Below are 23770 nucleotides of genomic sequence, written 5' to 3' on the forward strand. Positions count from 1 at the left end.
TCTTTAATAAGCTCTTACCGTCTTACCTTCCATATAATTCACAAATGCTCGATTCACTACGCGCATTCCTCCTGGGGTAGGAAAGTCACCAGTAAAATACCAATCTCCCAAATGCTCAGGACAGGCTTTATGTAGGTTTTCTACAGTTTGATAAATGACTTTGACATCAGCTTTGATATTGTCAGAGGTGATGATTTGGGCTACTTTATCTGATATTTCTTGATCTGCAAAAGGCTCATAAAGTTCTTTTGCATAATTCACGTCCATTACATCACCTGATTTTGCCTTCTCATAAATATCATCAACGAGATCTGACATTCCTCTTTCTTTTAGCAATTCCATTGTCGCTCTGAAAGCAATAAAATCTTTCATTTTAGACATGTCTATGCCATAGCAATCTGGAAATCTAATTTGTGGCGCAGATGAGACGATGACAATTCTTTTTGGATTAAGCTTGTCAAGAGTAGTCAAAATACTTTTTTCAAGTGTAGTTCCTCTCACAATACTATCATCAATCACAACCAAAGTATCTACACCAGATCTTACAACTTCATAAGTGGTATCATAGACATTGGCTACCATAGCGTCTCTGTCTGAATCATTAGTTATAAAAGTCCTTAGCTTCACATCTTTACTGACCAGCTTCTCAACTCTCGGTCTGAAGTGCAGGAGTTCTTCCAAATCCTCCAAATGTGGCTTTCCTTCTAGGAGTACTTCTTTCCGCTTAGCACTTAAATAGTCTTCCAAGCCTTCAATCATTCCCAAAAAGGCGGTTTCTGCTGTATTTGGGATGTAGGAAAATACCGTATTCTTCAAATCAAAATCAATTGCTTGAAGGATTTGTGGAATCAAAGCTTTTCCAAGTTGCTTTCTTTCTCTATAAATTCCTGGATCGGTTCCTCTTGAGAAATAAATTCTTTCAAAAGAACAGGATTTCTTTTCTCTGGCTGGCATAATTTCATGCTCACCATAGCTCCCATCTTTATTGATTACCAAAGCACAACCCGGCTGAATCTCTTTGATTTCCTTATAATCGATATCAAAAGCTGATTTGATTGCTGGCTTCTCAGATGCTACTACGACAAACTCATCATCTGCATAATAATAAGCTGGTCGGATACCTGATGGATCTCTTACAACGAAGCTAGAACCATTTCCTATCAATCCAGCCATGGCATAACCACCGTCAAAATCTCTACAAGATCTCCTTAGAATCCGCGCAACATCCAATTCATCCTCAATGACAGCTGTAATCTGTTCGTTAGAGTATTCATTTTTGTATTTATCAAAAATCCTCTGATTCTCTTCATCCAAAAAATGTCCGATCTTTTCCATGACCGTAACAGTATCTGTTTTTTCTTTTGGGTGCTGACCCAACTCTACCAATCTACTAAAAAGTTCCTCAACGTTTGTCATGTTGAAATTTCCCGCCATCACGAGATTTCTACTTCTCCAATTATTCTGTTTCAAGAATGGATGACATGTCTCTATGCTGTTTTCCCCATGAGTTCCGTATCTCAAGTGGCCAAGCCATACTTCACCGGTAAAAGCAATATTTTCTTTTAACCATTCCGCATCAAACAAGGCGCTCTCACCACCAAGTTTTCTAGCTTTTTTATATTTTTTTTGAATTTTATCAAAAATATAATTGACAGCTTGGGGTTCTATCGATCGATATCTACTGATATATCGGGTGCCTGGACTAGTATTGATTTTGATATTGGCCACACCTGCACCATCTTGACCTCTATTGATTTGCTTTTGCATCAATATATAAAGTCGATTAGTTACATAGGCAGGTGATCCGTATTTGTCAATGTAATATTGGAGGGGTTTTCGGAGCCTTATCATGGCTATCCCACATTCGTGTTTGATCTGATCACTCATTGGGTTGGGCGAAAGTTATATTTGAGTTAACAAAGTTAGCTCTTTTTTAGAAGAATCAAGAAGTAAATTATCTTAGGATTCGTGACCTATATTTTTGTTTAAATTCTTATGAAATAAAAGTGGGCTATTTAACCTAAATCTAAATGAATTTAATTCCACAACTTGGGGAATTTTTTGTTACAAGATGGGACATGTCTCCACATACGAATGATTTTTTGCTGGATTTTGGGATTGAATGATGTCTTTTTCAGTATGGCACCCTTCTTTCACTGTAGTCTATATATGAAAAAGAAAAATATTAAATCTGTTCTTTTAACCATCATAATGTTTTTGGTTAATGCAGTTTCCAAGATGTATCAAAAAAAGGAAATTGATAAATCTGAATTTTCTGGAGAGAGCCATAATCCATTAAGACTTGAACGACAGTTTTATAATTCTTAATCATTTTAACAAAATATAATTATCACTAAACCAAAAATTATGAAAACGAAAATCATCATCCCCGCCCTCCTATTTTTAGGAATGACATCTGTTCCTGTTTTTTCAAGTCCCACTGCGACTGAAACTAGGGCTATCGAAGTCACGGTTCAAGAACAGGAAAAAGTCAAAATCGATCCAGAGAATCTTCCTGAATTAGTAAAGGAAACAATTGCTCTAGATTCAGAAACAGCAAGTCTTATGATCTCAGAAGCCTGGAAAAGCACAAATGAAGAAGGTAAAACTTATTTCAAAATAAAATTTGATAAGGCTGGCGAAGAACTTGTAAAAAAATACGGTGTGGACGGTAAAGAAATTAAAGAAACCACCAACCAATAATCATTACCAGCCATAATTTAATAAAGTTTTAAGGTATTGGAATGATTCCAATACCTTATTTTTCGTTAAATTGGAAGCTCATTCAAAATTTTTAAATGGAACATATCCTATTAGTAGAAGATGACGTGACCTATTCAAGGATCATTCAAAGTTTTCTTGAAAAAAACAACTTTAAAGTCACCTCCTGCACCAAGCTTTCAGACATTGATTACCCCTTAAAGAATCACCAAATCAAATTGGTAGTTACGGATTTTAGACTTCCTGATGGCACTGGACTACAGGTTCTTAAGAAAGTTAAAGATAATTATCCCGACGTTGAAGTTATACTAATCACGAATTATTCTGACATCCGGATTGCTGTCAAAGCCATGAAAATGGGGGCTTTTGAATACATTACCAAACCCATCAACCCAGATGAACTTTTGTTGACTGTAAAGGAGGCAATCAAAACGGATCAAAATTCCAAGAAAAACCTAAAAGCTTCCCGACAAAAAATTGATGATTATATAATCGGAGAAAGCATTGAAGCAAAGGAACTAGAAGAACACATTAACCTTGTCGCTCCTACCGAGTTGAGCATCATTGTTCTCGGTGAAACAGGAACCGGAAAAGAATATATTTCTAAAAGAATACATAGAAAGTCAACTCGTGGCGAAGCACCTTTTATCGCAGTAGACTGTGGCGCACTCTCAAAAGAACTGGCAGGAAGTGAACTTTTTGGTCATGTCAAAGGAGCATTTACAGGTGCTTTGGATAATAGAATAGGCCATTTTGAGGCAGCAAGTGGTGGTACGATATTTCTAGATGAAATCGGGAATTTGGACTATGAAATCCAAATCAAATTATTGCGAGCGATTGAAGAAAGAAAAATAAGAAAAATTGGAAGCTCCCAAGAAATAGATATTGATGTGAGGATAATCGCAGCGACAAATGAAAATCTCATAGGCCAATCTCAAGAAGGTGTATTTAGAGAGGATTTATATCATCGTTTGAATGAATTCTCCCTTACTGCACTCCCATTAAGAGAAAAAAAAAAAGATTTAGAATCATTTTGTAATCAATTCTTAATGGAGAGCAATAAAAAACTGAATAAAAACATCAAAAGCTTCTCTTCTGAAGTATCTGCATTATTTCAAAAATACCCTTGGCCGGGAAACCTTCGCGAATTAAAAAATATTATTCGGCGAGCTGTACTCCTTTCAAAATCAGAAACAATTGAAATTGAAATGATCCCTGATCAATTGAAAAACTTTTTGCTGGAAAACGAGCTTGTACAAGATGCGGATATCACGACCAATAATCTGGCATCTCAAGAAAAAGAGCTGATAGAAAAAACGCTTAAAGAGGTTAAATATAACAAAACCAAAGCTGCAAAACAATTGGGAATTGACAGAAAAACGCTCTACAACAAGATGACTAAATTAGGAATTGATTAATCTAACTTTTTACATTGAGCTCAATAGAAAGTAAATTGAGCACTTCTTCAATTCGAGGAATTAATATTTCAATTTGATCCGGCACTCCTTTCATATCCCTATTTTTGATCGCGACTTCAATGTCTTTTGCCAGAGAAGAAGTGTCGGATTTGATTTGACCTAATCTGCTAGACAGTTGATGTGTAATTTCTCTCATCTGGGAATAATCAAGTTGTTTACTTGCTTCTCTCAATTTGTTGATGTCGTTTTCTGTGTGCTCTAAATAGTCCTTAATGACTTCTTGAAGTAATTCATCATCACCCATACAAAATCTCCTCAAATCGCTTATATCAATCGATTCCTGTGGATTATTTAACTTTTCAAAAACATCAATTTTAATAACATTATTTTTCTCAAGATTTAGTGAACTACCTATTAACTCGATGATGTCATTTTCATCAAACGGCTTAAGTAAAATTCCTTCAAAGCCCGCATCAATTAATTTTTCTTGTTCATTAGCAAAAACATTGGCAGTCATTGCAAGTATTTTTGAATCCCTATTTTTGAATCTGTTTTTAATTAAATCTAATACCTGAACCCCACTGACCTCCGGCATTTGGATATCGATAAAAGCCAAATCAAATTCTTCTCCACTATATTGACTTCTAAAATCTATCCCACCATTGTAAGTCAATACTGATGCTCCTCTATTTTCCAAAATCAATCGAACCAACTTCAGACCTATTCTATCATCATCTACCACCAATATCTTAAGATTATCAAGAGCATATGTTTTAGCCACTTCCTCAGAATTCACCGCCTCATCCGCATCTGCAATACCTACAGGTATATTAATCTTAATTCTTGTCCCTTTTCTGAATTTACTCTCGATTGAGATCTGACCTGACTGAAGATCTACTAGTTTTTTAACAATAGAAAGTCCAAGTCCTGTACCTCCAAATCTGCGTGTTATAGAAGAATCAGCCTGATTGAATTCGTTGTAAACATTAGCAAGTTGCTCTTTTGCCATTCCAATCCCAGTGTCTTCTACTAGAATTTGAAGCATATCATTTTTCAAACTTAGCGCTACGAAAATCCTTCCTTCGTTTGTAAATTTTATCGCATTAGACAGGAGGTTATTGAGGATTTGATTGATTCTTAATTCATCTCCAATCAACCATTTGTTTTTTGGCAAATCTATTTTCCAAATAAAATCTAAACTCTTCTCTTCTGCTTTGGCACTAAAAAATTTCTTGATTGACAAGAATAAGTTAAATGCATCAAATGGCTTTTCTTCTATCTCAATTTTCCCAGCCTCAAGTTTTGAAAAATCCAGAATATCATTGACTACGCCCATGAGCGTTTTGGAAGCAAATCCAATCATTTTGACCGATTCATCCTGTTTTTGATCTAAATTGGATTTCTCTAACTGCCTTTGAAATCCCTGAATCGCATGCAATGGATTTCTAATTTCATGACTCATATTTGCTAAGAAGTCCTGTTTTGCTTTGGCTAAATTTTCGGAGTAATTCTTTGCTTCTCTGAGCTTAGCATTATAAACACTTGCTTTCTTAACCTCTTTTAAAATACTATAAATGAATCCAAGAGAACCAATCACTCCTAAGAAAACTAACCCTCCAAGAATAAATGATACCGTATAAGTTAAGTTGTAAGCGGACTCATTTTGAGACTTTGAATCGACTAATAGACTTAATTGAATATTACTTATCAAATTCTGAATTTCTGAGAAAACCTCTGCGTTTTTAGTTTGTAAATTTGCTTCAAGATTGACAAAATTTTCTCTCAATTGTTGTTCGTCTTTGAAAAGTTCGGTAACCAAGCCCCTCAAGGCGATCAATACCGAATCAGAACCAGTTTTTTGTTTGTTGCTCGCTAAATCCGTACGATTCAAGGCTTCAATATCTTCAAAGAAGGAAGATAAATCTTCTTCAACCTCAAACTCTTCTTTATCTACCACAGACTTTCTAAGGCTATCGAGGTTTCCAAATAATTCCCTTGGTTTTAAATTATCAAAAAAATTCATCCTAGTGGACTCTTCTTGCCTTTGTAATTTAATCTCAATACTTTTCAATGCTTCTTGGCTAAAGTTCCGATTGGTGAGTCTGTACCGAACCTCTTCTAGTCCAGCATATGAAATCATCAATTCCTGCACATTCAATCCTATTTTTTGAAAACTTTCTATCTCAGCTTTGCTGTCAGCAGCTTCATTTAACCAATTTAATCTGTTTCTGATGCGATCATAAGCCTCGTTCAGAATAGAATCTTTATCTGATGTCCGGTTTCCTTTGGACATATCTAATAGGTAGACATCTGCCATCAAGCCATTGAGTTGTCTCAATTTCTCGTTTGGCTCTGAAAGATTTTCAACTGTTTCTAACAAGTTTTTGATACTGATATAAGTGACAATACTTACGGTCAATACTAAAAAAATCGCCAGAACGAACCCCAATATTACCTTAGAGCCTAATTGAAAGATGATTGATTTCTTGATCAAGATTTAGGAAGTTTTTTCGGTTTTTACAGTCAAGAACCATTCCAAAACTACCAATTAAACTGCTCTAACCTCTAAAAAAGGCAACCACTCTTCAGCCTGTCTTTCTGCGTATTCCGCTAGAAAAAATGACAAACTTGGCTTGAATGGCTTACTTCTCAAGACCATCCCGCTTTGCTCAGGAGATTTATCTCCTTTGATGACATTGCAGCGATGACATGCCGTGATCAAATTGGTCCAATTGGTTTTCCCTCCTTTTGACCTTGGGATTACGTGATCAATGGTAAGATTTTTTTTTGAACCACAGTATTGACATTCTCCACCATCACGTTTGAAAAGGTTGTTTCTATTTAACAAAACCCCTCTAAAAGGAATATTTTTATATTCATTAAGTCGAATTACAGCAGGGTATTGAAAAGTCCTACTGACTGTTCTGATGGTATAGGATTCATAAAAACTTAAACAGCTTACTTTTTCTAAAAAAGTTAGAACCATTGCCTTTTGTACCGTAACAACAGCCACAGGAGAATGATCTAAATTCAAAACCAAAACGCGTTTTTCCATATTTCATCAACTCTTAAAACTAACCTGAAAAACATGTTGATGAATTGAAATGTTTAATAGGCCAGTCTACTTAATTCTTTTTTGAGGTCCTTTTCTTTGATATCCTGTCTTTTGTCATGTAGCTTTTTACCTCTTCCTAGAGCGATCTCCATTTTGGCTAACCCCTTGTCATTGATAAATATACGAACAGGAATTATGGAAAGTCCTTTTTCGGCAAATTTGGTATCTAATTTATCAAGTTCTTTTTTGCTAAGCAAAAGTTTACGCTCTCTAACAGCATCATGATTGTAACTAGCAGCCATTACATAGGGTGCAATGTGCATTTGCTTAATAAAAAGCTCTCCACTTCTAAAAAAACAATAGGCCTCCGTTAACGACACTTTTCCTTCTCTAATAGATTTGATTTCAGTGCCACGTAAGACCAAGCCAGCCACAAATTTTTCAACAAACTCAAATTCATGACTCGCCTTTTTATTTTTTATATTAATGATTTTATCAAACTTTAGTTTTTTGTTCATATCAGGGAGTTTTTATATTTATATTATCTGCAATGGACTCTGCCCACAGCCTTTGATCCAAAGGTCATATTTTCATCCTTGCCTCAGGACTTACGTCCAATCCACAAAATTGACCATTTTGATATTTGAAATGTGCAGCCATGGCAATCATTGCTGCATTATCTGTACAATACTCAAACTTTGGTACAAATACATTCCATTTGAATTCTTTGGCCAATGTTTCCAATTCTTTCCTCAGACCTGAGTTTGCTGATACACCACCTGCAATTGCAATATTTTTTATTTTATACTGCTTGGCAGCCTTTTTTAACTTTTGCATCAAAGTTTGTATCAAGGTATATTGTACCGAAGCACAAATATCCGCCAAATTATGTTCCACAAACTGAGGATTTTCTTTCAAATTATCTCTCAAGAAATATAAAACAGCAGTCTTGATTCCACTAAAAGAAAATGTCAAATCAGGCATATTAGAAATTGGAAATTGAAATGCTTTTGAATTACCATCTTTAGCATATTGATCAATCAATGGCCCTCCTGGATATGGCAAACCAAGTAGTTTTGCAGTCTTATCAAAAGCTTCTCCAACAGCATCATCCATCGTCTCTCCTATCACTTGCATGTCTAAGTAATCTTTCACCAAAACCAATTGCGTATGACCACCACTGACCGTCAGACAAATAAATGGAAATTCAGGCTTTGGTTCATCAATAAAATGAGCCAAAATATGTGCTTCCATGTGGTTAATATCTATTAATGGAACACCTAAGGCAAAAGCAAAAGATTTAGCAAAAGAAACTCCAACCATCAAGGATCCCATCAAACCAGGACCTTTTGTAAAAGCAATAGCTGAAAGTTCTTTCTTGCTGATTCCAGAAGATTCTATAGCTTCGTGCACGACAGGAATAAGATGCTGCTGATGAGCTCTTGAAGCTAATTCAGGAACTACTCCACCATATTTTTCATGAACAGATTGCGTGGCGACAATATTATTAAGTATTTTGCCATTAGATATAACAGAAGCCGAAGTTTCATCACAAGATGATTCTATGGCTAGAATATTTACATTCATTGTATAAGTCCCTTTGGAAAAGAAGTCGAAAGTTACGGAAAAAATACTGAAAGCCTTTAAACTGCTCTTCAGGTCAGTACTTTTCCTAGTTTTGGGACTTGTATTTTTTGTGATTGCCTTACAAATCCCTTTTATCCAGACCAAAGTATCTGGATTTCTTACAGCATATATTACTGATAAAACAGGATTTGACACTTCTATAGATAAAGTAAAAATCCGCTGGTGGGATGCTGTGAGTCTTACTGATGTGGTCATATATGATCAGCAGGATAGCTTGATGATCAATCTTGAAGAAGTTTATATTGATTTTTCTGTAAAAGGACTCTTGGACGCAGAGAATCCAAGCCTAGATCAGATCAAAATGATCAACGGTAATGTAAGAATCATTGGTCATAAAAGTGGGGAAAATCTAAATATCACCACCTTTTTCAATGAAGTAAATAGACTCATTCCCAAAGCAAAAACACCAAATAAACAATTCAAATTCAGCATTGGAAATATATTTTTAGAAGAAACGTCTCTAGACATACTCAATTATGCTGCGACACCTATAACGGAGGGGTTTGATTACAATCAATTAAAATTCAGAGATTTACTAGCTGACGCAGATGAATTCTATACAACTCAAGGTAAGATTGGTTTCAAAACAAATTATCTCAAAGGAATTGAAATCAACTCTGGCATTGTAATTCAGCAGTTGAAGACTGACTTTACTTACACTCCTACTTTTATGGAGTTTGACAACTTATTTTTAAGATCAAATCAAACAGAAATCAAAGATTATCTCAAATTTAGTTACGAATCTGTAAAAGCCCTTTCCAATTTTAATGAAGAAGTAAGCATCCAAGCCAGTCTGAATGAATCAACCTTAGATATCAAAGATTTGAAATACTTTTCAGATCAAATCCCCAACTTTGAGGATAGAGTAACCCTTAGCGGAGATATTGAAGGAAAAGTGAATGATCTTTCCTCAGAACAATTGTTGATCAGATTTGGCAAGAGGAGTGCTCTTTTTGGTAAATTTGACATTCAAGGTCTGCCAGATGTCAAGAACACTTTTTTTGAAATGTCACTCCTCAACTCCATTTTAAATAGTGAGGACCTTTCACCTTATATCAGTGAAGAAGCTAAAGTTGAAGTCAACAAATTCAGAGATATTCGCTTCGATACTGATTTTTCTGGATATCTGCGAAATTTCACCGCAAATGGTAATTTCAGAACTGAAATTGGTCAAATGATTGGTAGATTAAATTATAAATTTGAAAACAATCAACCCACCTATAATGGGCGCTTAGAGCTAAAAGACTTGGATTTAGGAATTCTCCTAGAAGACAAAGACAATTTTCAAAAAGTCAGCCTTACAGGAGAAATTAAAGGAACAGGTCTTACGCTTGAAACTGCTCTTCTTCAAGTAGATGCCAACATCAAAAAGCTTGGGATTTACAATTATGATTATGAAAACATTCGAAGCAACGCTACTTATGGTAAAGATCTTTTTAGCGGAAAACTAGAAGTGAACGACCCAAATCTAAAAGCAAATTTCGATGGAGTCCTAGATTTACGAGACAACAAAGACTCTATTCGTCTGAATGTTCAAGTGGATACCGCATTCTTAAAAGAATTGAATATTATTGATCGGGATCTCTTCATCAGTGGAAAAGTCGATATGGATACCAAAGGGATTACTTTGGATGATATTGAGGGAATAGCTAGATTTAGTGATCTTAATTTGAGCTATGAAGGTCGAAATGTCTTCATTGATAATTTTTTCTTCCAATCTCTTTTTACGGATCAATCAAGATTAGTTTCTTTGAATTCTGATTATTTGGTAGCTGGAATTTCAGGTAATTTCAAAGTAGAAGAGCTCTTAAGAGATGTAGAGATGCTCTCTAAACAATATTGGGCAATTTTAACGAATTCACCCGAACCGAGTTCTCCAATTAGTAAGGATGATTTTGAGCCTTACAATATTGATATCAATCTTAATTTTATTGATATCAATCCATTGATTAATATTGTTGAACCAAAAGCTTCGATCTCAAAAAATACGATTATTGAAGGTGCATTCTATCAAACACCCTCAAATACAATTTTTAACTTTTTCTCAAGTGTGGATTCAATTTATTACAATGGCAATTTTCTCTTTGACACGAATTTAGATTTCAACACCTCAAAATTGATTGACAGCCAGAATGTTTTGGCATCTTTTTACATTTTCTCAAAACAACAAGTCTTAACCAACGGTCTGACATTCAACAATCTGGGAATCGAGGCGATCTGGGATGAATCAAAAATAGAGCTGACTTACAATCAAGACCAATTGAGTACGGAAAGTTATTTTAAATTGAGTAGTGAGATCCAAATTTTCCCAGATCACACATCTATTGTGGTCGATCCTTCAGAACTCAAAATCTTGGATAAAATCTGGCAATTCGATAAAAATAATCAAATCTACATTGCCAATAGTGAAGTAGAGTTTGATAATATCAAATTGATCAATAAAGATCAATACATTTCATTAAATGGAAATATTTCTAAAGATCCAGAACAGATTTTAGCACTTCAGCTCAACCAAGTAAATTTAGACTTTTTCAATACGCTTAGTTTAAAATCTTTTGAGGGAACCGCAAATGGCATGTTTGCTTTCAATAATTTCTACGAAGGATTAGGTGTCAATGGAAATGTGAACATCAAAGATTTCTTTATCAATAATTTTCTTATTGGTGATATCGAAGCAGCTACTTTTTTGACAGATAACAAAATCAACCTTGAACTGAATAATTATAGAAACGAAAAAAAAGTGATTAGTCTTGAAGGTTTCATAAATAATGAAAATGATGCCATATCTCTAAAAGCTAACCTCAACGAAGCTAATATTTCTATTTTAGAGCCATTTCTCTCTGACTACCTAACTCAAATGGGCGGAACAGTAAATGGAAGCCTAGACATCTTAGGAACAATCAATTCACCTGAAGTGCTTGGGTCTGCAAGAGTAAATGGTGGTTCTTTGAAAATAAATTATCTCAACACTTTTTACACGATAGATGGAAATTTGGTTTTTGGAAGTAATGAAATCAGCTTCCGAGAACTTCTATTGAAAGATATCAATGGAAATCTAGCAAGAATGCGAGGAGGAATCACGCATGATCGTTTTCAAGATTTCCTTTTGGACATCTCTTCAAACTTAGAAAATTTTCAAGTTTTGAATACTTCAGCCAGAGATAACGAATTGTTTTACGGAACAGCCTATGTGACTGGAACACTCGATATCTTCGGAGCTGCAAATAATCTTGATATCAATGCTCGAGCTACTTCTCAACCTAACACAAGGATTATCATTCCTTTTGGTTCTTCTAATGTTCAAGCTCAAGAAGATTTTATCAATATAAGAGATACTACTCGAAACGAAATCATCACTGAATCAGTCGAAAAGCTTGCGATCAACAATGTAAGAATGAATTTTGTATTGGACATTACTCCGGATGCGTATACTGAAATTCAAATTGATCCAAGAACTGGCGAAAATATCCAAGGTAGAGGACGTGGAGTTTTGACACTGAACATTGACACGCAAGGAAACTTTTCCATGACAGGAAATTATGAAATCACAGAAGCAAAATATAATTTTTCGCTTTATAACATCATTAGAAGAGAATTTGTGGTAGAACCTGGAGGAAGGATATCATGGTTTGGTGACCCTTATGAAGGAATAATGGACATCAGAGCAACATATCAAGAGAGTGTTTCGCTTCAAAATTTACAAAATAACAGGACAACGGGTACAGAACTCGAAGACCCACAATTAAGAAGAAGGTGGCCACTTAAAGTAATCATGGATTTGAATGGCAATCTTTTGAGTCCTGATATTGCTTTTGATTTTGACTTCACGGAGTTTCCAGAAGGGGCTCTTCAAACTTACATATCTGCCTTTAGAAATAGAATTGCAAATGACGAACAAGAGAAAAATAGACAAGTCTTTTCTGTCATCATGATGCGGTCATTCTCGCCTGAAGGTCAATTTAGTGGTGTAAGCAATATCGCAAGTTCCAACTTAAGTCAACTTCTATCTTCTCAGCTGAATAGCTTTATTTCTCAAGTTGATCAAAATTTAGAAGTTGATATTGACCTAGCGACTTTGGATCAAAGTGCTTTAGAAACTTTTCAGTTGCGCGTGGCTTACACATTCTTAGATGGACGACTTCGAGTAACAAGAGATGGTGGATTTACAGATTTGCAAGGAAATGCTGACATCAATAGCATAGCTGGAGATTGGAATGCTGAGTACCTTATTACTCAGGATGGCCGCTATAGATTACGCATTTATAATAGAAACAATTTCAACACATTCACTTCCCTATCTCTATCTAGAAATGTGGCCACCTACGGCATTTCCCTATCCCAAAATCTTGCATTTAATTCATTCAAAGAACTGATAGAGCGAATTACAAACAAAAACAAAGAAAAACTGAGGATTAACGATACGGATGATTTTTTGAGATATCAATTTGAAGAAAATGAAAACTGGAAGCCAATTCCTCTTGACAACCTTGATTTGAGAATTAAAGAAGAGCAAAGACAAGATCAATAGCTTGGAAAATAAAATCAAAGCTTATAATTCAAACAATTTTTGAGCTTGAGAATTAGATTGAAAGAACAATAAAAAGAAGATGGAAAAGATTAGCATATTTTGGTTTAGAAGAGACCTCAGGTTAGAAGACAATACAGGATTATTTTATGCATTTGAGCAGGAAGAGAACGTCTTGCCTCTTTTCATTTTTGACAAGAATATCTTGGACAAATTAGAAGATAAAAAAGATAGGAGAGTGCAATTTATCTACGATCAGATTAGCAACATTTCTGAGCAACTGAAAGATTTTGAAAGCAGCATTCTAGTAAAATACGGCTACCCTTTGGAAGTTTTCCAATCTCTATTCAAAGAATATACAATTCAAAATATTTATACCAATAGAGACTACGAACCTTATGCTGAGGAAAGAGATCAATCCATAAAAGACTTAGCAAAGAAAAATAACTGCCAGTTTTTAGATTTTAAAGATCAAGTAATATTTGAGAAAGGTGAGATTCTCAATGGAAGTGGAGAGTTCTATAAGGTTTTCACCCCATACAGTCGTATTTGGCTAGACAAATTCAAGAAATCAAAGCTTTCTCCACTTTCCCTAGACGGAAGGAAGAGAAATTTCTTAAAAATAGATGCACTTCCAATTCCAAGCTTAGTCGATATGGGATTTGAAAAAAGTAATCTTAAAATTCCTGCACTTGAAATCAATAAACCTTTGATCAAAAAATATGATCAAGTTAGAAATTTCCCTGCAATCAACGGTACCACAAGATTGGGAATCCACTTAAGGTTTGGTACAGTCAGCGTAAGAAAACTCGCTCTTGAAGCTGCCCAGCTAAATGATACGTACTTGAATGAATTGATTTGGAGAGAGTTTTATATGATGATTCTTGCACACAACCCACAGGTTACAGACAAAGCCTTCAAACCCCAGTATGATCAGATTCCATGGAGAAACTCTGAAGAAGATTTTCAAAAGTGGTGTGATGGAAAAACAGGATATCCTATTGTAGATGCTGGCATGCGCGAACTGAACGCAACAGGATATATGCACAACAGAGTTAGAATGATTGTAGCAAGCTTTTTGACCAAACATCTTTTATTGGACTGGAAATGGGGTGAAGCTTATTTTGCAAAAAAGTTGTTAGATTTTGAGTTATCTTCGAATAATGGAGGCTGGCAATGGGCTGCTGGAACAGGAACGGATGCCCAGCCTTATTTTAGGGTTTTCAACCCAGAGTCTCAGACAGAGAAATTTGACAAAGAACTTAAATACATCAAAAAATGGGTTCCTGAATATGGAACCGACAAATACCCAAAGCCGATGGTAGAGCATAAATTTGCTAGAGAACGGGCTTTGGAAACATATAAATCAGCATTGAATTCATGAACATAGGAGACAAAGTAAGATTGCTGCATGGCAATGAAGAAGGTGTAATTACAAAAATATCAGCTGGCGGAAGGATTGAAATCGAAATCGAAGATGGATTTAGAATCCCTGCCTTGAAAAATGAAGTCGTTGTCATTTCTGCTTCAGAAAGACAGTATTTTGGTGATGGAGTAAAAGAAGAAAAAACCACAACTTTTTCACCAGGTTCATCAACTTCTGACCAAAAAGAAGGTGTGTTTTTGGCGTATTTGCCTATTAATGACAAAGACCATAGCATTTACATTGTCAACTCAAGTGAAAGAAATTATCTCATGATGGTATCAGAAGTCTTTGGAGATAACAGTCAGACTTTGGTTGCCGGAGAATTGCCATCAAAAGGAAATAAGAAAATTGGAGAAAAATCTATTTCAGACTTCGAGGATTGGCCAACGCTCCTTTGTCAATTTTTCCCAATTCATAAAAAGATCGAAAAAACACAAGCATCATTTGAAAGAAGGGTCAAGTTTAAGGCCACTTCATTTTTTAAAAGCAAATCAAAAGTACCCTTGCTAGAAAAAAACGGCTATTTATTCAAGCTTTCAGAAAACTCAAAAGATATTGATGTCAAGCTATTGAACGAAGAGCTTAAAAAAGACAGCTCTTATACCAATACAGCGAATTTCCCTAGACCTGAAAAAAGTATCGATCTCCATATTGAGAAATTGACAAAAGACTATCCTTTTATGAGCAATAGCGAAATGCTGAAACTCCAAATGGAAACTTTTGAGAAAAATCTAAATTATGCCATCGCACATGGAATGGATGAGATCACTTTTATTCACGGTATTGGAAATGGGACATTGAAAAAAGAAATTCATAAGTATCTAAGCCAATTAGAAAATATTAAGTACTTTCAAGATACAGATAAAAGTCGCTTCGGTTATGGTGCAACTTTAGTTAGAATATCCTAAATCCATGAAAGGTAAGATCTCTCCAATTTTCCGCTTATTTGATTCGCAATATGAAGAAGCAAAAAACGCTTTCCTTATTTTAGGCAGACAGTATAAAGGGAAAAAGGCAGTTGAATTAGAGCAAAAGTTAATTTTTTTAGAAATTTATGTTGACTTGATTTCCAAAATTCATTTTGAGGAAAGGAAATTAAAATTCGAAGTATTTAAGCCTTTCAAAGAGATCTTTAAGGGATTGAAGAAAACAAAACATTTGAAACTAGTTCTTGAAGAATTAAATAAAGTCAAGCTTAAAAATAAACTCACTTACAATAGTTACGAAAAATTTCTGCTAGATGAAAAAAAGGATCACTACAATAAAATTTATGATTTGATTTTATCAACTCCTCTTGAAAAATGGGAAAAGTTCTATGAAAATGTCTATAAAAACAGCTTAGCATTGCAACCTTTAATGGTCAATACAGCAACGACTCAAATTATTAATGAAGAGCTAGAGTTTTTCAATTTAGAACATCAAACTAAACTCGACAACAAAGCCTTGAAGGACATTTATGAAGGACTTAGAGTTATCATCGCATTAGAAAATATCAGGATAGAGTCTGGACTAAATGCTATTTTCGTAGAAGAAGTGCACGAAAAAATGAAGGAATTGCAAACTTCCCTTTTATCATGGTATCAAAACCAACTTTTCACACAGCATTTGGTTTATTTTTTTAGCGAAAAGGATGAAATATCAAAAAAATACAAAGATCTCCTTAAAGACCTAAAAGCTGATAAAAAAATATTTACCATGTCAGTTGAAAAACAATGCAAGAACCTTTTTAGCAAGATTCTTTGGGTATGAGAATTGACTTCTAATTTAATAAAGACAAGTCTTTGAGGAATACTTCAATTTAAAAAGGCCTAACTCGGTGATCGAACTAGGCCTTTGTCTTTATCAATCTAAAACCATCTGATAGGTTTTTAGAAATCCTTTTCAATAGCTTGGCAATTGCAAAATTAAAACTTAGGAAATAATATCAAGTGCTTTTTTAAGATCTTCTTTCAGATCTTCTGCGTCTTCGATACCTACACTCAATCGAATCAAAGAATCTACTAAACCTATTTTTTCTCTTTCTTCTTTTGGAATACTCGCATGGGTCATACTTGCAGGATGTCCACAAAGTGATTCCACTCCACCTAATGATTCGGCCAATGCGAAGAAATGTAAATTCTCAAGAATTTTTTTTGCATCTTCTATTTTATTTCCTTTCAAAGTAAATGATATCATTCCCCCAAAATCTCTCATTTGCTTTTTGGCAATTTGATGATTAGGATGATCTTCAAAACCTGGCCAATATACCTTTTCTACTTTTGGATGATTCTTCAAATATGCAGCTATTGTTTTGCCATTTTGACAATGTCTTTCCATCCTTATGTGCAGGGTTTTAATACCTCTCAAAACCAGAAAACAATCCTGAGGACCTGGAGTAGCACCACATGCATTTTGAATAAATGCTAATTGATCAGCCAAGTGATCATCATTAACAATTATTGCACCCATTACCACGTCAGAGTGCCCACCTAGATATTTGGTAACAGAATGCATCACTATATCGGCTCCCAGATCAAGTGGGTTTTGTAAGAATGGTGTTGCAAAAGTATTGTCCACTGCAAAAAGAACATGATGTTTTTTAGCCACAGTAGCTATACCGGCTACATCAATGATGTTCATCATTGGATTGGTTGGCGTCTCTGCCCAAATCAACTTTGTTCGGTCGTTGACATATTTTTCAATGGATTCAGGATTTTCCATGGACACAAAATGGAATTTGATTCCATATCGCTCAAATACTTTGGTAAAAATCCTGTATGATCCGCCATAAAGGTCATTTGTACTGATCACTTCATCACCTGGATTGAGTAATTTGATAATTGCATCTATAGCTCCAAGTCCTGAAGAAAAACATAATCCGTGCTTTCCATTTTCTAAAGCAGCAAGATTATTTTGAAGCGCTGTACGTGTTGGGTTATGTGTTCTCGAATATTCGTAACCTTGATGATCTCCTGGAGAGCGCTGCACATAAGTCGAAGTTTGATAAATAGGAGTCATTATCGCTCCCGTAGAAGGATCCGGCTCTACGCCAGCGTGTATTGCTTTCGTTCCAAATTTCATAGATGTCGTTTTCAAAATATTTGCTCCAGATAAATTTTAAGGTAGTAAATTTTTAGCTATTTAGGGGTTGATTTTCATTGATACAACAAGAACTTAGCTTCAGAATTCCAAAATCAAGTTAGAAATTCAGAATTCCATCTTTAGATCAATCATAAATGCTTTCTTTGCATTATTATTGACCAAAGATGGAAAAAAAGGAAGGTATATTCAAGAGAATCCAACTAATCGGAAAGAGTAATCCAGCGGTGGCCTTGGCGCTGATTTGGGTAAGTTTGATTCCTTCTATTTGTAGCTTGTTTTTAGTTCCTCTAGCAGTTAGCTATCTGTCGTTTTTGGAAGTGATTGATTTCAGATCACTTTTCACTATTCTCGTCTTTGTTTGTACTGCAACATTTTTAATGGGCTTGGCTTTAATGCCTACAACGCTATTTGCCGCGCTATCGGGATTCTTATTTGGATGGCAATCATTCATTTGGGTGGTGATCGGTTATACTTTGGCCACACTCCTAGGATATGCTTGGGGAAAGAAACTTGGCGGCAATAGTTTAGAAGTTATTCTTCAGCAATATCCAAAAGCTAGAGATTTGCTTCAAAAGAAAGAGGGCAAAATAGGTGAACTCATCTTCTTCGTACGCTTGAGTCCTATAATTCCTTTTGCACTATCCAATTTACTTTTTGCTTTGATCAAAAGCGGCTGGAAAAAACTTGTCATATTTGGAACCTTGGGTATGTTACCTCGCACCACCTTAGTTTTTTTCTCAGGCACCATAGCATCTAGCATTTATGCTGCTATTCAACAAGAAGGGATAAGTGGAAAAGGCTGGATATTTATCATTTTATTAGCTCTGAGTATTTTGGGGATTTGGAGATTTTTCAAAGAGTAAATTACCTCAATAAATACATTTTCCCATATCCTTGTTTGAATCCTTTATCTCCAGCCGTGGCTCTAGGTTCTACGAATTGACCGTCTTTTCTGACAAGCACTCTATAAATGTAAACTCCATTTGCAAGCTGATCTCCGAATTCGTCTCTTCCATCCCAAGCGAAGTCAGAAATATTATTACCAATTCTAATTGGGCCAAGCTCATCTTGCAGAATCTCTCTCACTACTCTCCCTGTGACAGTCATTATCTGAATTTTGATTTGATCTGGAACTTCTGAACCTGTCACTGTAAACACAAATCTAGTACTGGTACTAAATGGATTTGGATAAGGATAGAAATTGGTAATTGTTGACTCATTGATCACTTCAAAATTCACTTCATACGGTTTATCAACTCCCAATTCCTCTGTAGTTACCCTAAATGTGTACACACCATCTTCCAATGGACCTGGCAAAAGCTCAATTCTAAAACTACTCTCTTCAGTTGCAGGTGACCATGAAATTTTTGGACTTGAGAAATTCATTCTTTCAAATAGACAGCCATCACATTCTTTTTTAAGAAAAAGCTCTAGACCAAGGGTATCTTTCTTGAGTAAGAGTGTTTTTTCATTTTTAAGCAAAGTATTGATCAAGACAGTTGGAGATACGATGTCACCGTCCATAATATAAGTCCCATCAAAACTGACATCCAATATTGCATTCGTGTTGTCTGGAATCACATTAAAATAGTCTACTAGATCAATCAGGTTATTTCTAAAAGTCTGTTCCATGATGATCCTTGGATTTGCAAACACCTCTACTCCTACATTTCCACCTCTTCCAGCTGATAAGAATTCCAAATCAAATTCATGACTTTCTCCTGCCTTAAGTGCAGGAATTTTCATTTCAAAACGTTCAATTTTTCTTTGCGAAGTATTATTGAATGCCCACTGCACTGTAATTGAATCTAAATAATCATATTTAGAAACATTGAGAAACTCAAATTTCAAACTTGAATCTTCTCCTTCTTGCAGCGTCTTTTTCGGTTCTTTGCCCTTGAAGATCAATACTCCTTCAGGAACTCCAGTATAGTTTACTTGCCATTTGGCCAATTGTGCTGGAGCCGTTGCAGAATCATCATTCATAGCATAGCGTAAACGTAGATAAGGGAATTGTTCAGGACTGATAAAATTCAAATCCAATTGACCATCTTGGACATTGTGAAAGAGCAGAGATTCTTCTCCATTTTCAGCAATCCCGATGACATCAAAATTTGTCAAATCTTCATCAATCCAATCTCTAAATTTCACTTCATTGAAGTGTCTTTTCCATTCTGAAGCCGGACCTATTCTAGGTGTGATGATACTGCCTGATGTGAAATATCCTGTTACATCAGTTTCGAACTCGATGATTTGTTGATTAGGATCAGCATCCAAGCCAGTCTTTGCAACAATTTCTATAGCCTCTCCTGGACGCATTCCTTTCCTGCCATGAAGAATATATGGCTCTCCATTTTTGAGATTTCTAAGCGTGGCTTCATTGGCTCCTACTTCTTTCAATTTTGCAAAAACAAAATCTTGCCATTGCTCATAATTCACATTACCCACCGAGAAAATCGTCACATAATCTCCTTCTGCTAAACCGTCTATATAATCTATTAAAATTCTTTGATTCGGATCTGCGAGCCAGGCATTTCTGATGCTTTGAATTACTTGTGGCACTCGTCCACAACTCCTGCCATCCAAAATATCAAAGCCAGGTATAGGAATAACCAAATATGGTGTCAAAGAACGCTGCTCAAAAGCTACCAAACCTAAAGAGCCATTTGGACAAAGTCTGCTATTGGCATTATTTACATTATCAATAATCTGAGGTACACCATCGAGGTAGAATTGGGTATTTCTAAATGTCAAGCTATCTGCCTCAATACCAAAAGTGAATACACCAAAATTCAATCTAGTATCCTCAAATTTCCATGTTCTCTGAGTTGGATCCACTTCAAGGTTCGACAAACTATTTCTTTCTAATTGTGGCATTACACGCTGTGTCCAGCCTTCAGGTCCATTCTGTATAAATGAAAAACTCGATTCAATCCACTCGTCACTTTCACCTTGTCTCGGATTGAGAAACTTGGATCTCCAATAAAAAGTAAGCGAATCCTTCACTGCTATATTTTCAAATAAATCAATCTGCCATCTTGAAATATTGGATGTAGTCACTCTCTTTTCTCTTCTCCTTGCTGAAGTAAAGTCAGAAGCTGTATCAAGTTGAATAATAAGCGTGCGCTCTTCTACAGACTTCCCTGGAATCTGCGTAATCAATTCTATATTCCTTTCATTTACCAATCCATAATTGTAAGGTAATAAATTGAGTGTTCCACTTAATGGAATAAACTGAGTAGTCGTGATAGTATTATTGGCGTATGTTAACTCTTCGACTGTTCGAGATCGATTGACTTCGATGGTGAATAAATTATCTCCAAAAGCTTGAACCCCCGTGTTAGGAACAGTAAAATAAATGGTATCTCTTCTATAAACAGGAGGTAACATTTTTGAGTCATATTGGATATTTGTTCCATCAGGAAGTCGTCGAGTAACTCTAAAATCAATGGAATCGAAATCGACTCTTCCTAGATTTCTTAAAACTACAGCAAGCTGCAAAGAATCTGAAAGTGCATTAAAAGGTTCATTATCAAAACTACCAAGCGTAACTTCTTCTGTATTCAAAGAATAATCAGCTCTGTTGGCAGGAAATAAACGAATAGCTGGATCTCCCAACATGACCAATTGCTCTGCATGGGCACGGTTGACTTCAGAAGTTCCGTATCGTAAATAAAAGAATTTTTCTGTTTCTCTTCTGATCGTACCAATAGGTTGATGAATCATAGAAGAATCTGAAAAAGCTTTGGCATAAAAAGACTCACTGTACCTTCTTAAATAAATATCTACCCCAATATTAGCATGAGCCATAAAGTTCGTACTCCCTTTATTTGGAGTCAACACCCAATCTTCTCCAAAAGTAAAAGCATTTCCAAAAGCATTTCCCGCATCACAACCATTGAGAAGTAACATAGGATATTTGCCTTGGTTATTGTAACCCAAGGTTGGGTCTGAGGCAAATCCTATTTCAATATCAATAATAGTTGGAGCACTATGTCCAAAGAAAGTAATTAAACTAGTTCCCCTATTTACATCGCCAGAAATATCGATTAACTCAATAGTTGAATTGGAACGCTTTCTATAGGTAGTGACATTACCTCCTAAATATGGCCCCTCAGCAATATTTTTGAATCCATTTAAAAAATTAAAATACCTATCTAATTCAAAAGCAGTCACTCCCCCACTTAAATGTATAATTTCCTTTTGCCAAGGCTCTGAAACTCCGACAGCATCTTTTTCTTTGGCTTTATCCAAGTAATCAGCAACATGATTTGGGGTTCTAGCTGGAATTCTACCAATAGCAACTGCAGAAACAAATGGATTTAAAGGGTCTAGACCGATTGAGAAGTTATTGTCTGCATAGGGATATCCCGCTGGTGGAACCATATCTTGAAACTGAAATGCTGATGGTCTGTTTCTATAAAAGTAATTTATTCCTCCTTCTCTGGCAGTACTAAAAATACCCGTAGATCTACCAATTAAAAACATAAAATCTGGCTTATGCAATGGATAGTAGGCTCTCAAAAATTCATAAATCGCAAGAGGCGTTTTTTCACCAAATGTAAACTGATCATACAATTCATCAATATTCACAACCAAAGTATCATATCCTCCACCTGCGGCAGATGCTCGATGTGCTGCATAAGCTTGAACAGGATCCCCATAACTTGCCGAAGGCCTTCTCAATGCTCTATTTGAGACAATAATAAAATCAGCTGATTGAGAAAGTAAATTCCTAAATCTAACTGGTTTCATCACATTAATTACATTGATATTCAATTCATTTTCTAGTGATATCTTACTGCCTGCAGTAGCAACTCCTGATCTGAAATTGATTTGATTTCCAGTTTTAATTATTGGAACCCTAATTGGGTTTAGTGGATCTGAGATATCATGTGCAAGATAATCTGCGATTACATTTAATATTTCTAACTGAGCATTGCCTGGCTCTGTAATAATTATTTCTTTTGACACATCTCTATTTTCAATCAACTTTGGATGAGTCAATTTGATATAAGCTATAGAGGTATTATCAGGGTTGGCTAGGCCATTAGAGACAACTTGGACGGTGATGCTTCCATCAGAATTGAAGTCAGTAGAAAGCAAAGGAATTTCCACATTTATTGCTTCAAAATTAGTGTATTCAAAAGACCCCACATCTCTTAAACTTGCAGAATTAGCACCCGCCCTTACAATTGTTAAATGGGGTGTTTCTGATCTCCCAGTTAAGCCAATTTCTAATTTTGCCGTTAGGCCAGCAGGAATCTGACCAAGAGAGCTAAATGTAATATTTCTAGGTGTTCCTTTGACTACTGGTGCAGACATCCAGCCTTGCCCTTCTTCGAACTCTGATAGCCGAGTACTCGGGAAATAGGTTCTTCCTAAGTTATATTGATCGGAATAAATTTTTAACTCTTCTGTCTGGTAACTTGTCGCTTTTGGCAAAGAATTGTCCGCAGCTTGTCGGGTTGCCATTCTTTTTCCACGAGTTCCAGGCGTGACTGTAAAGAAAAAAGCTGTAGAATCATTGTGTGTATTATATAAAATATTCCCTACATGTGCAGGGTCTTTATATAATTTCTGATCCAATGTGCCATCATTTCTCTTTCCGTAAAATTCTAAGAAATCATTTTGATCAAATCGTCCATCACTTTCTCCTTCAATATGGATTGCGACCTCTTCTCCTCTATGGTAAAGTCTAATATCTCTTGGATCAAGTCCGCTTGTATTGATTCCAGAAGCTGAAAGTGTAGTAAAAGTAAGTCTGTGAATCCCATCTTCAGCTGTCGGAATTCGATAGTAGGTATTATCATAATTGATCCAATTCGTCTGAGCTAGCACCTCAGTGATTGTCAACAAACATAATAATGTATAAAAAAACTTTGCTTTCATAACTT

At 35.5% G+C, this 23770-nt stretch carries 14 protein-coding genes; 7 read left to right on the forward strand and 7 right to left on the reverse strand.

All coding sequences use genetic code 11. From position 1 onward, the window contains the following. Window positions 1-3: 3 nt before the first annotated feature. Complete coding sequence (locus tag BELBA_RS17725) at window positions 4-1887, reverse strand: amidophosphoribosyltransferase (protein WP_014774051.1); 1884 nt, start codon at window positions 1885-1887, stop codon at window positions 4-6. 480 nt (window positions 1888-2367) lie between these two features. Here BELBA_RS17725 and BELBA_RS17730 point away from each other — a divergent pair, with 480 nt between their 5' ends. Together BELBA_RS17730 and BELBA_RS17735 are read left to right on the forward strand one after the other, a co-directional pair. After that, window positions 2368-2703, forward strand: a complete 336-nt coding sequence (locus BELBA_RS17730) for a hypothetical protein (RefSeq protein ID WP_014774054.1) — start codon at window positions 2368-2370, stop codon at window positions 2701-2703. Between the two features lie 95 nt (window positions 2704-2798). Beyond that, on the forward strand, window positions 2799-4139 hold the full coding sequence (locus BELBA_RS17735; protein WP_014774055.1) for a sigma-54-dependent transcriptional regulator: 1341 nt from the start codon (window positions 2799-2801) through the stop codon (window positions 4137-4139). Window position 4140: 1 nt separating this feature from the next. On the opposite strand, the gene BELBA_RS17740 is transcribed toward BELBA_RS17735, so the two are convergent. The 4 genes from BELBA_RS17740 to tsaD form a co-directional block, all read right to left on the reverse strand. Further along, complete coding sequence (locus BELBA_RS17740) at window positions 4141-6633, reverse strand: ATP-binding protein (RefSeq protein WP_014774056.1); 2493 nt, start codon at window positions 6631-6633, stop codon at window positions 4141-4143. Between the two features lie 54 nt (window positions 6634-6687). Next, window positions 6688-7194, reverse strand: a complete 507-nt coding sequence (locus tag BELBA_RS17745) for an HNH endonuclease (RefSeq protein WP_014774057.1) — start codon at window positions 7192-7194, stop codon at window positions 6688-6690. A gap of 53 nt (window positions 7195-7247) precedes the next feature. Beyond that, the gene (gene smpB / locus BELBA_RS17750; protein WP_014774058.1) at window positions 7248-7712 is read right to left on the reverse strand and encodes an SsrA-binding protein; all 465 of its coding nucleotides are present in this window, start codon (window positions 7710-7712) and stop codon (window positions 7248-7250) included. 64 nt (window positions 7713-7776) lie between these two features. Then, a complete protein-coding gene (gene tsaD, locus BELBA_RS17755) occupies window positions 7777-8781 on the reverse strand; it encodes a tRNA (adenosine(37)-N6)-threonylcarbamoyltransferase complex transferase subunit TsaD (protein WP_014774059.1) in 1005 nt (334 codons plus the stop codon). A gap of 13 nt (window positions 8782-8794) precedes the next feature. Here tsaD and BELBA_RS17760 point away from each other — a divergent pair, with 13 nt between their 5' ends. From BELBA_RS17760 to BELBA_RS17775, 4 genes are all read left to right on the forward strand, one after another. Next, window positions 8795-13369, forward strand: coding sequence for a translocation/assembly module TamB domain-containing protein (locus BELBA_RS17760; RefSeq protein ID WP_014774060.1), 4575 nt, complete (start codon window positions 8795-8797; stop codon window positions 13367-13369). A 79-nt stretch (window positions 13370-13448) separates the two neighbouring features. Then, window positions 13449-14750, forward strand: coding sequence for a cryptochrome/photolyase family protein (locus BELBA_RS17765; protein ID WP_014774061.1), 1302 nt, complete (start codon window positions 13449-13451; stop codon window positions 14748-14750). After that, window positions 14747-15700, forward strand: a complete 954-nt coding sequence (locus tag BELBA_RS17770) for a Smr/MutS family protein (protein WP_014774062.1) — start codon at window positions 14747-14749, stop codon at window positions 15698-15700. The genes BELBA_RS17765 and BELBA_RS17770 overlap by 4 nt, the downstream gene beginning before the upstream one ends. Window positions 15701-15704: 4 nt before the next feature. After that, the gene (locus BELBA_RS17775) at window positions 15705-16541 is read left to right on the forward strand and encodes a hypothetical protein (RefSeq protein WP_014774063.1); all 837 of its coding nucleotides are present in this window, start codon (window positions 15705-15707) and stop codon (window positions 16539-16541) included. 162 nt (window positions 16542-16703) lie between these two features. Here BELBA_RS17775 and BELBA_RS17780 read toward each other — a convergent pair whose 3' ends face one another. Then, on the reverse strand, window positions 16704-17852 hold the full coding sequence (locus BELBA_RS17780; protein ID WP_014774064.1) for a cystathionine gamma-synthase: 1149 nt from the start codon (window positions 17850-17852) through the stop codon (window positions 16704-16706). A 185-nt stretch (window positions 17853-18037) separates the two neighbouring features. Here BELBA_RS17780 and BELBA_RS17785 point away from each other — a divergent pair, with 185 nt between their 5' ends. Then, the gene (locus tag BELBA_RS17785; protein ID WP_014774065.1) at window positions 18038-18736 is read left to right on the forward strand and encodes a TVP38/TMEM64 family protein; all 699 of its coding nucleotides are present in this window, start codon (window positions 18038-18040) and stop codon (window positions 18734-18736) included. 1 nt (window position 18737) lies between these two features. Here the strand turns inward: BELBA_RS17785 and porU2 are convergent, their stop codons facing one another. Continuing rightward, entirely contained in the window at window positions 18738-23765 is a 5028-nt protein-coding gene (porU2, locus tag BELBA_RS17790; protein ID WP_014774066.1) for a putative type IX secretion system sortase PorU2, read from the reverse strand. Window positions 23766-23770 lie beyond the last annotated feature (5 nt).

Source organism: Belliella baltica DSM 15883, from assembly GCF_000265405.1.
Taxonomy (GTDB): Bacteria; Bacteroidota; Bacteroidia; order Cytophagales; family Cyclobacteriaceae; genus Belliella; species Belliella baltica.

Excerpts from the sequence above, each read along its gene's own strand:
- BELBA_RS17745 (WP_014774057.1), bottom strand. The coding sequence starts at position 7,194 with ATGGAAAAACGCGTTTTGGTTTTGAATTTAGATCATTCTCCTGTGGCT.
- porU2 (WP_014774066.1), bottom strand. The coding sequence starts at position 23,765 with ATGAAAGCAAAGTTTTTTTATACATTATTATGTTTGTTGACAATCACT.
- BELBA_RS17785 (WP_014774065.1), top strand. The coding sequence starts at position 18,038 with ATGGAAAAAAAGGAAGGTATATTCAAGAGAATCCAACTAATCGGAAAG.
- smpB (WP_014774058.1), bottom strand. The coding sequence starts at position 7,712 with ATGAACAAAAAACTAAAGTTTGATAAAATCATTAATATAAAAAATAAA.
- BELBA_RS17770 (WP_014774062.1), top strand. The coding sequence starts at position 14,747 with ATGAACATAGGAGACAAAGTAAGATTGCTGCATGGCAATGAAGAAGGT.
- BELBA_RS17775 (WP_014774063.1), top strand. The coding sequence starts at position 15,705 with ATGAAAGGTAAGATCTCTCCAATTTTCCGCTTATTTGATTCGCAATAT.
- tsaD (WP_014774059.1), bottom strand. The coding sequence starts at position 8,781 with ATGAATGTAAATATTCTAGCCATAGAATCATCTTGTGATGAAACTTCG.
- BELBA_RS17725 (WP_014774051.1), bottom strand. The coding sequence starts at position 1,887 with ATGAGTGATCAGATCAAACACGAATGTGGGATAGCCATGATAAGGCTC.
- BELBA_RS17765 (WP_014774061.1), top strand. The coding sequence starts at position 13,449 with ATGGAAAAGATTAGCATATTTTGGTTTAGAAGAGACCTCAGGTTAGAA.
- BELBA_RS17780 (WP_014774064.1), bottom strand. The coding sequence starts at position 17,852 with ATGAAATTTGGAACGAAAGCAATACACGCTGGCGTAGAGCCGGATCCT.
- BELBA_RS17735 (WP_014774055.1), top strand. The coding sequence starts at position 2,799 with ATGGAACATATCCTATTAGTAGAAGATGACGTGACCTATTCAAGGATC.
- BELBA_RS17730 (WP_014774054.1), top strand. The coding sequence starts at position 2,368 with ATGAAAACGAAAATCATCATCCCCGCCCTCCTATTTTTAGGAATGACA.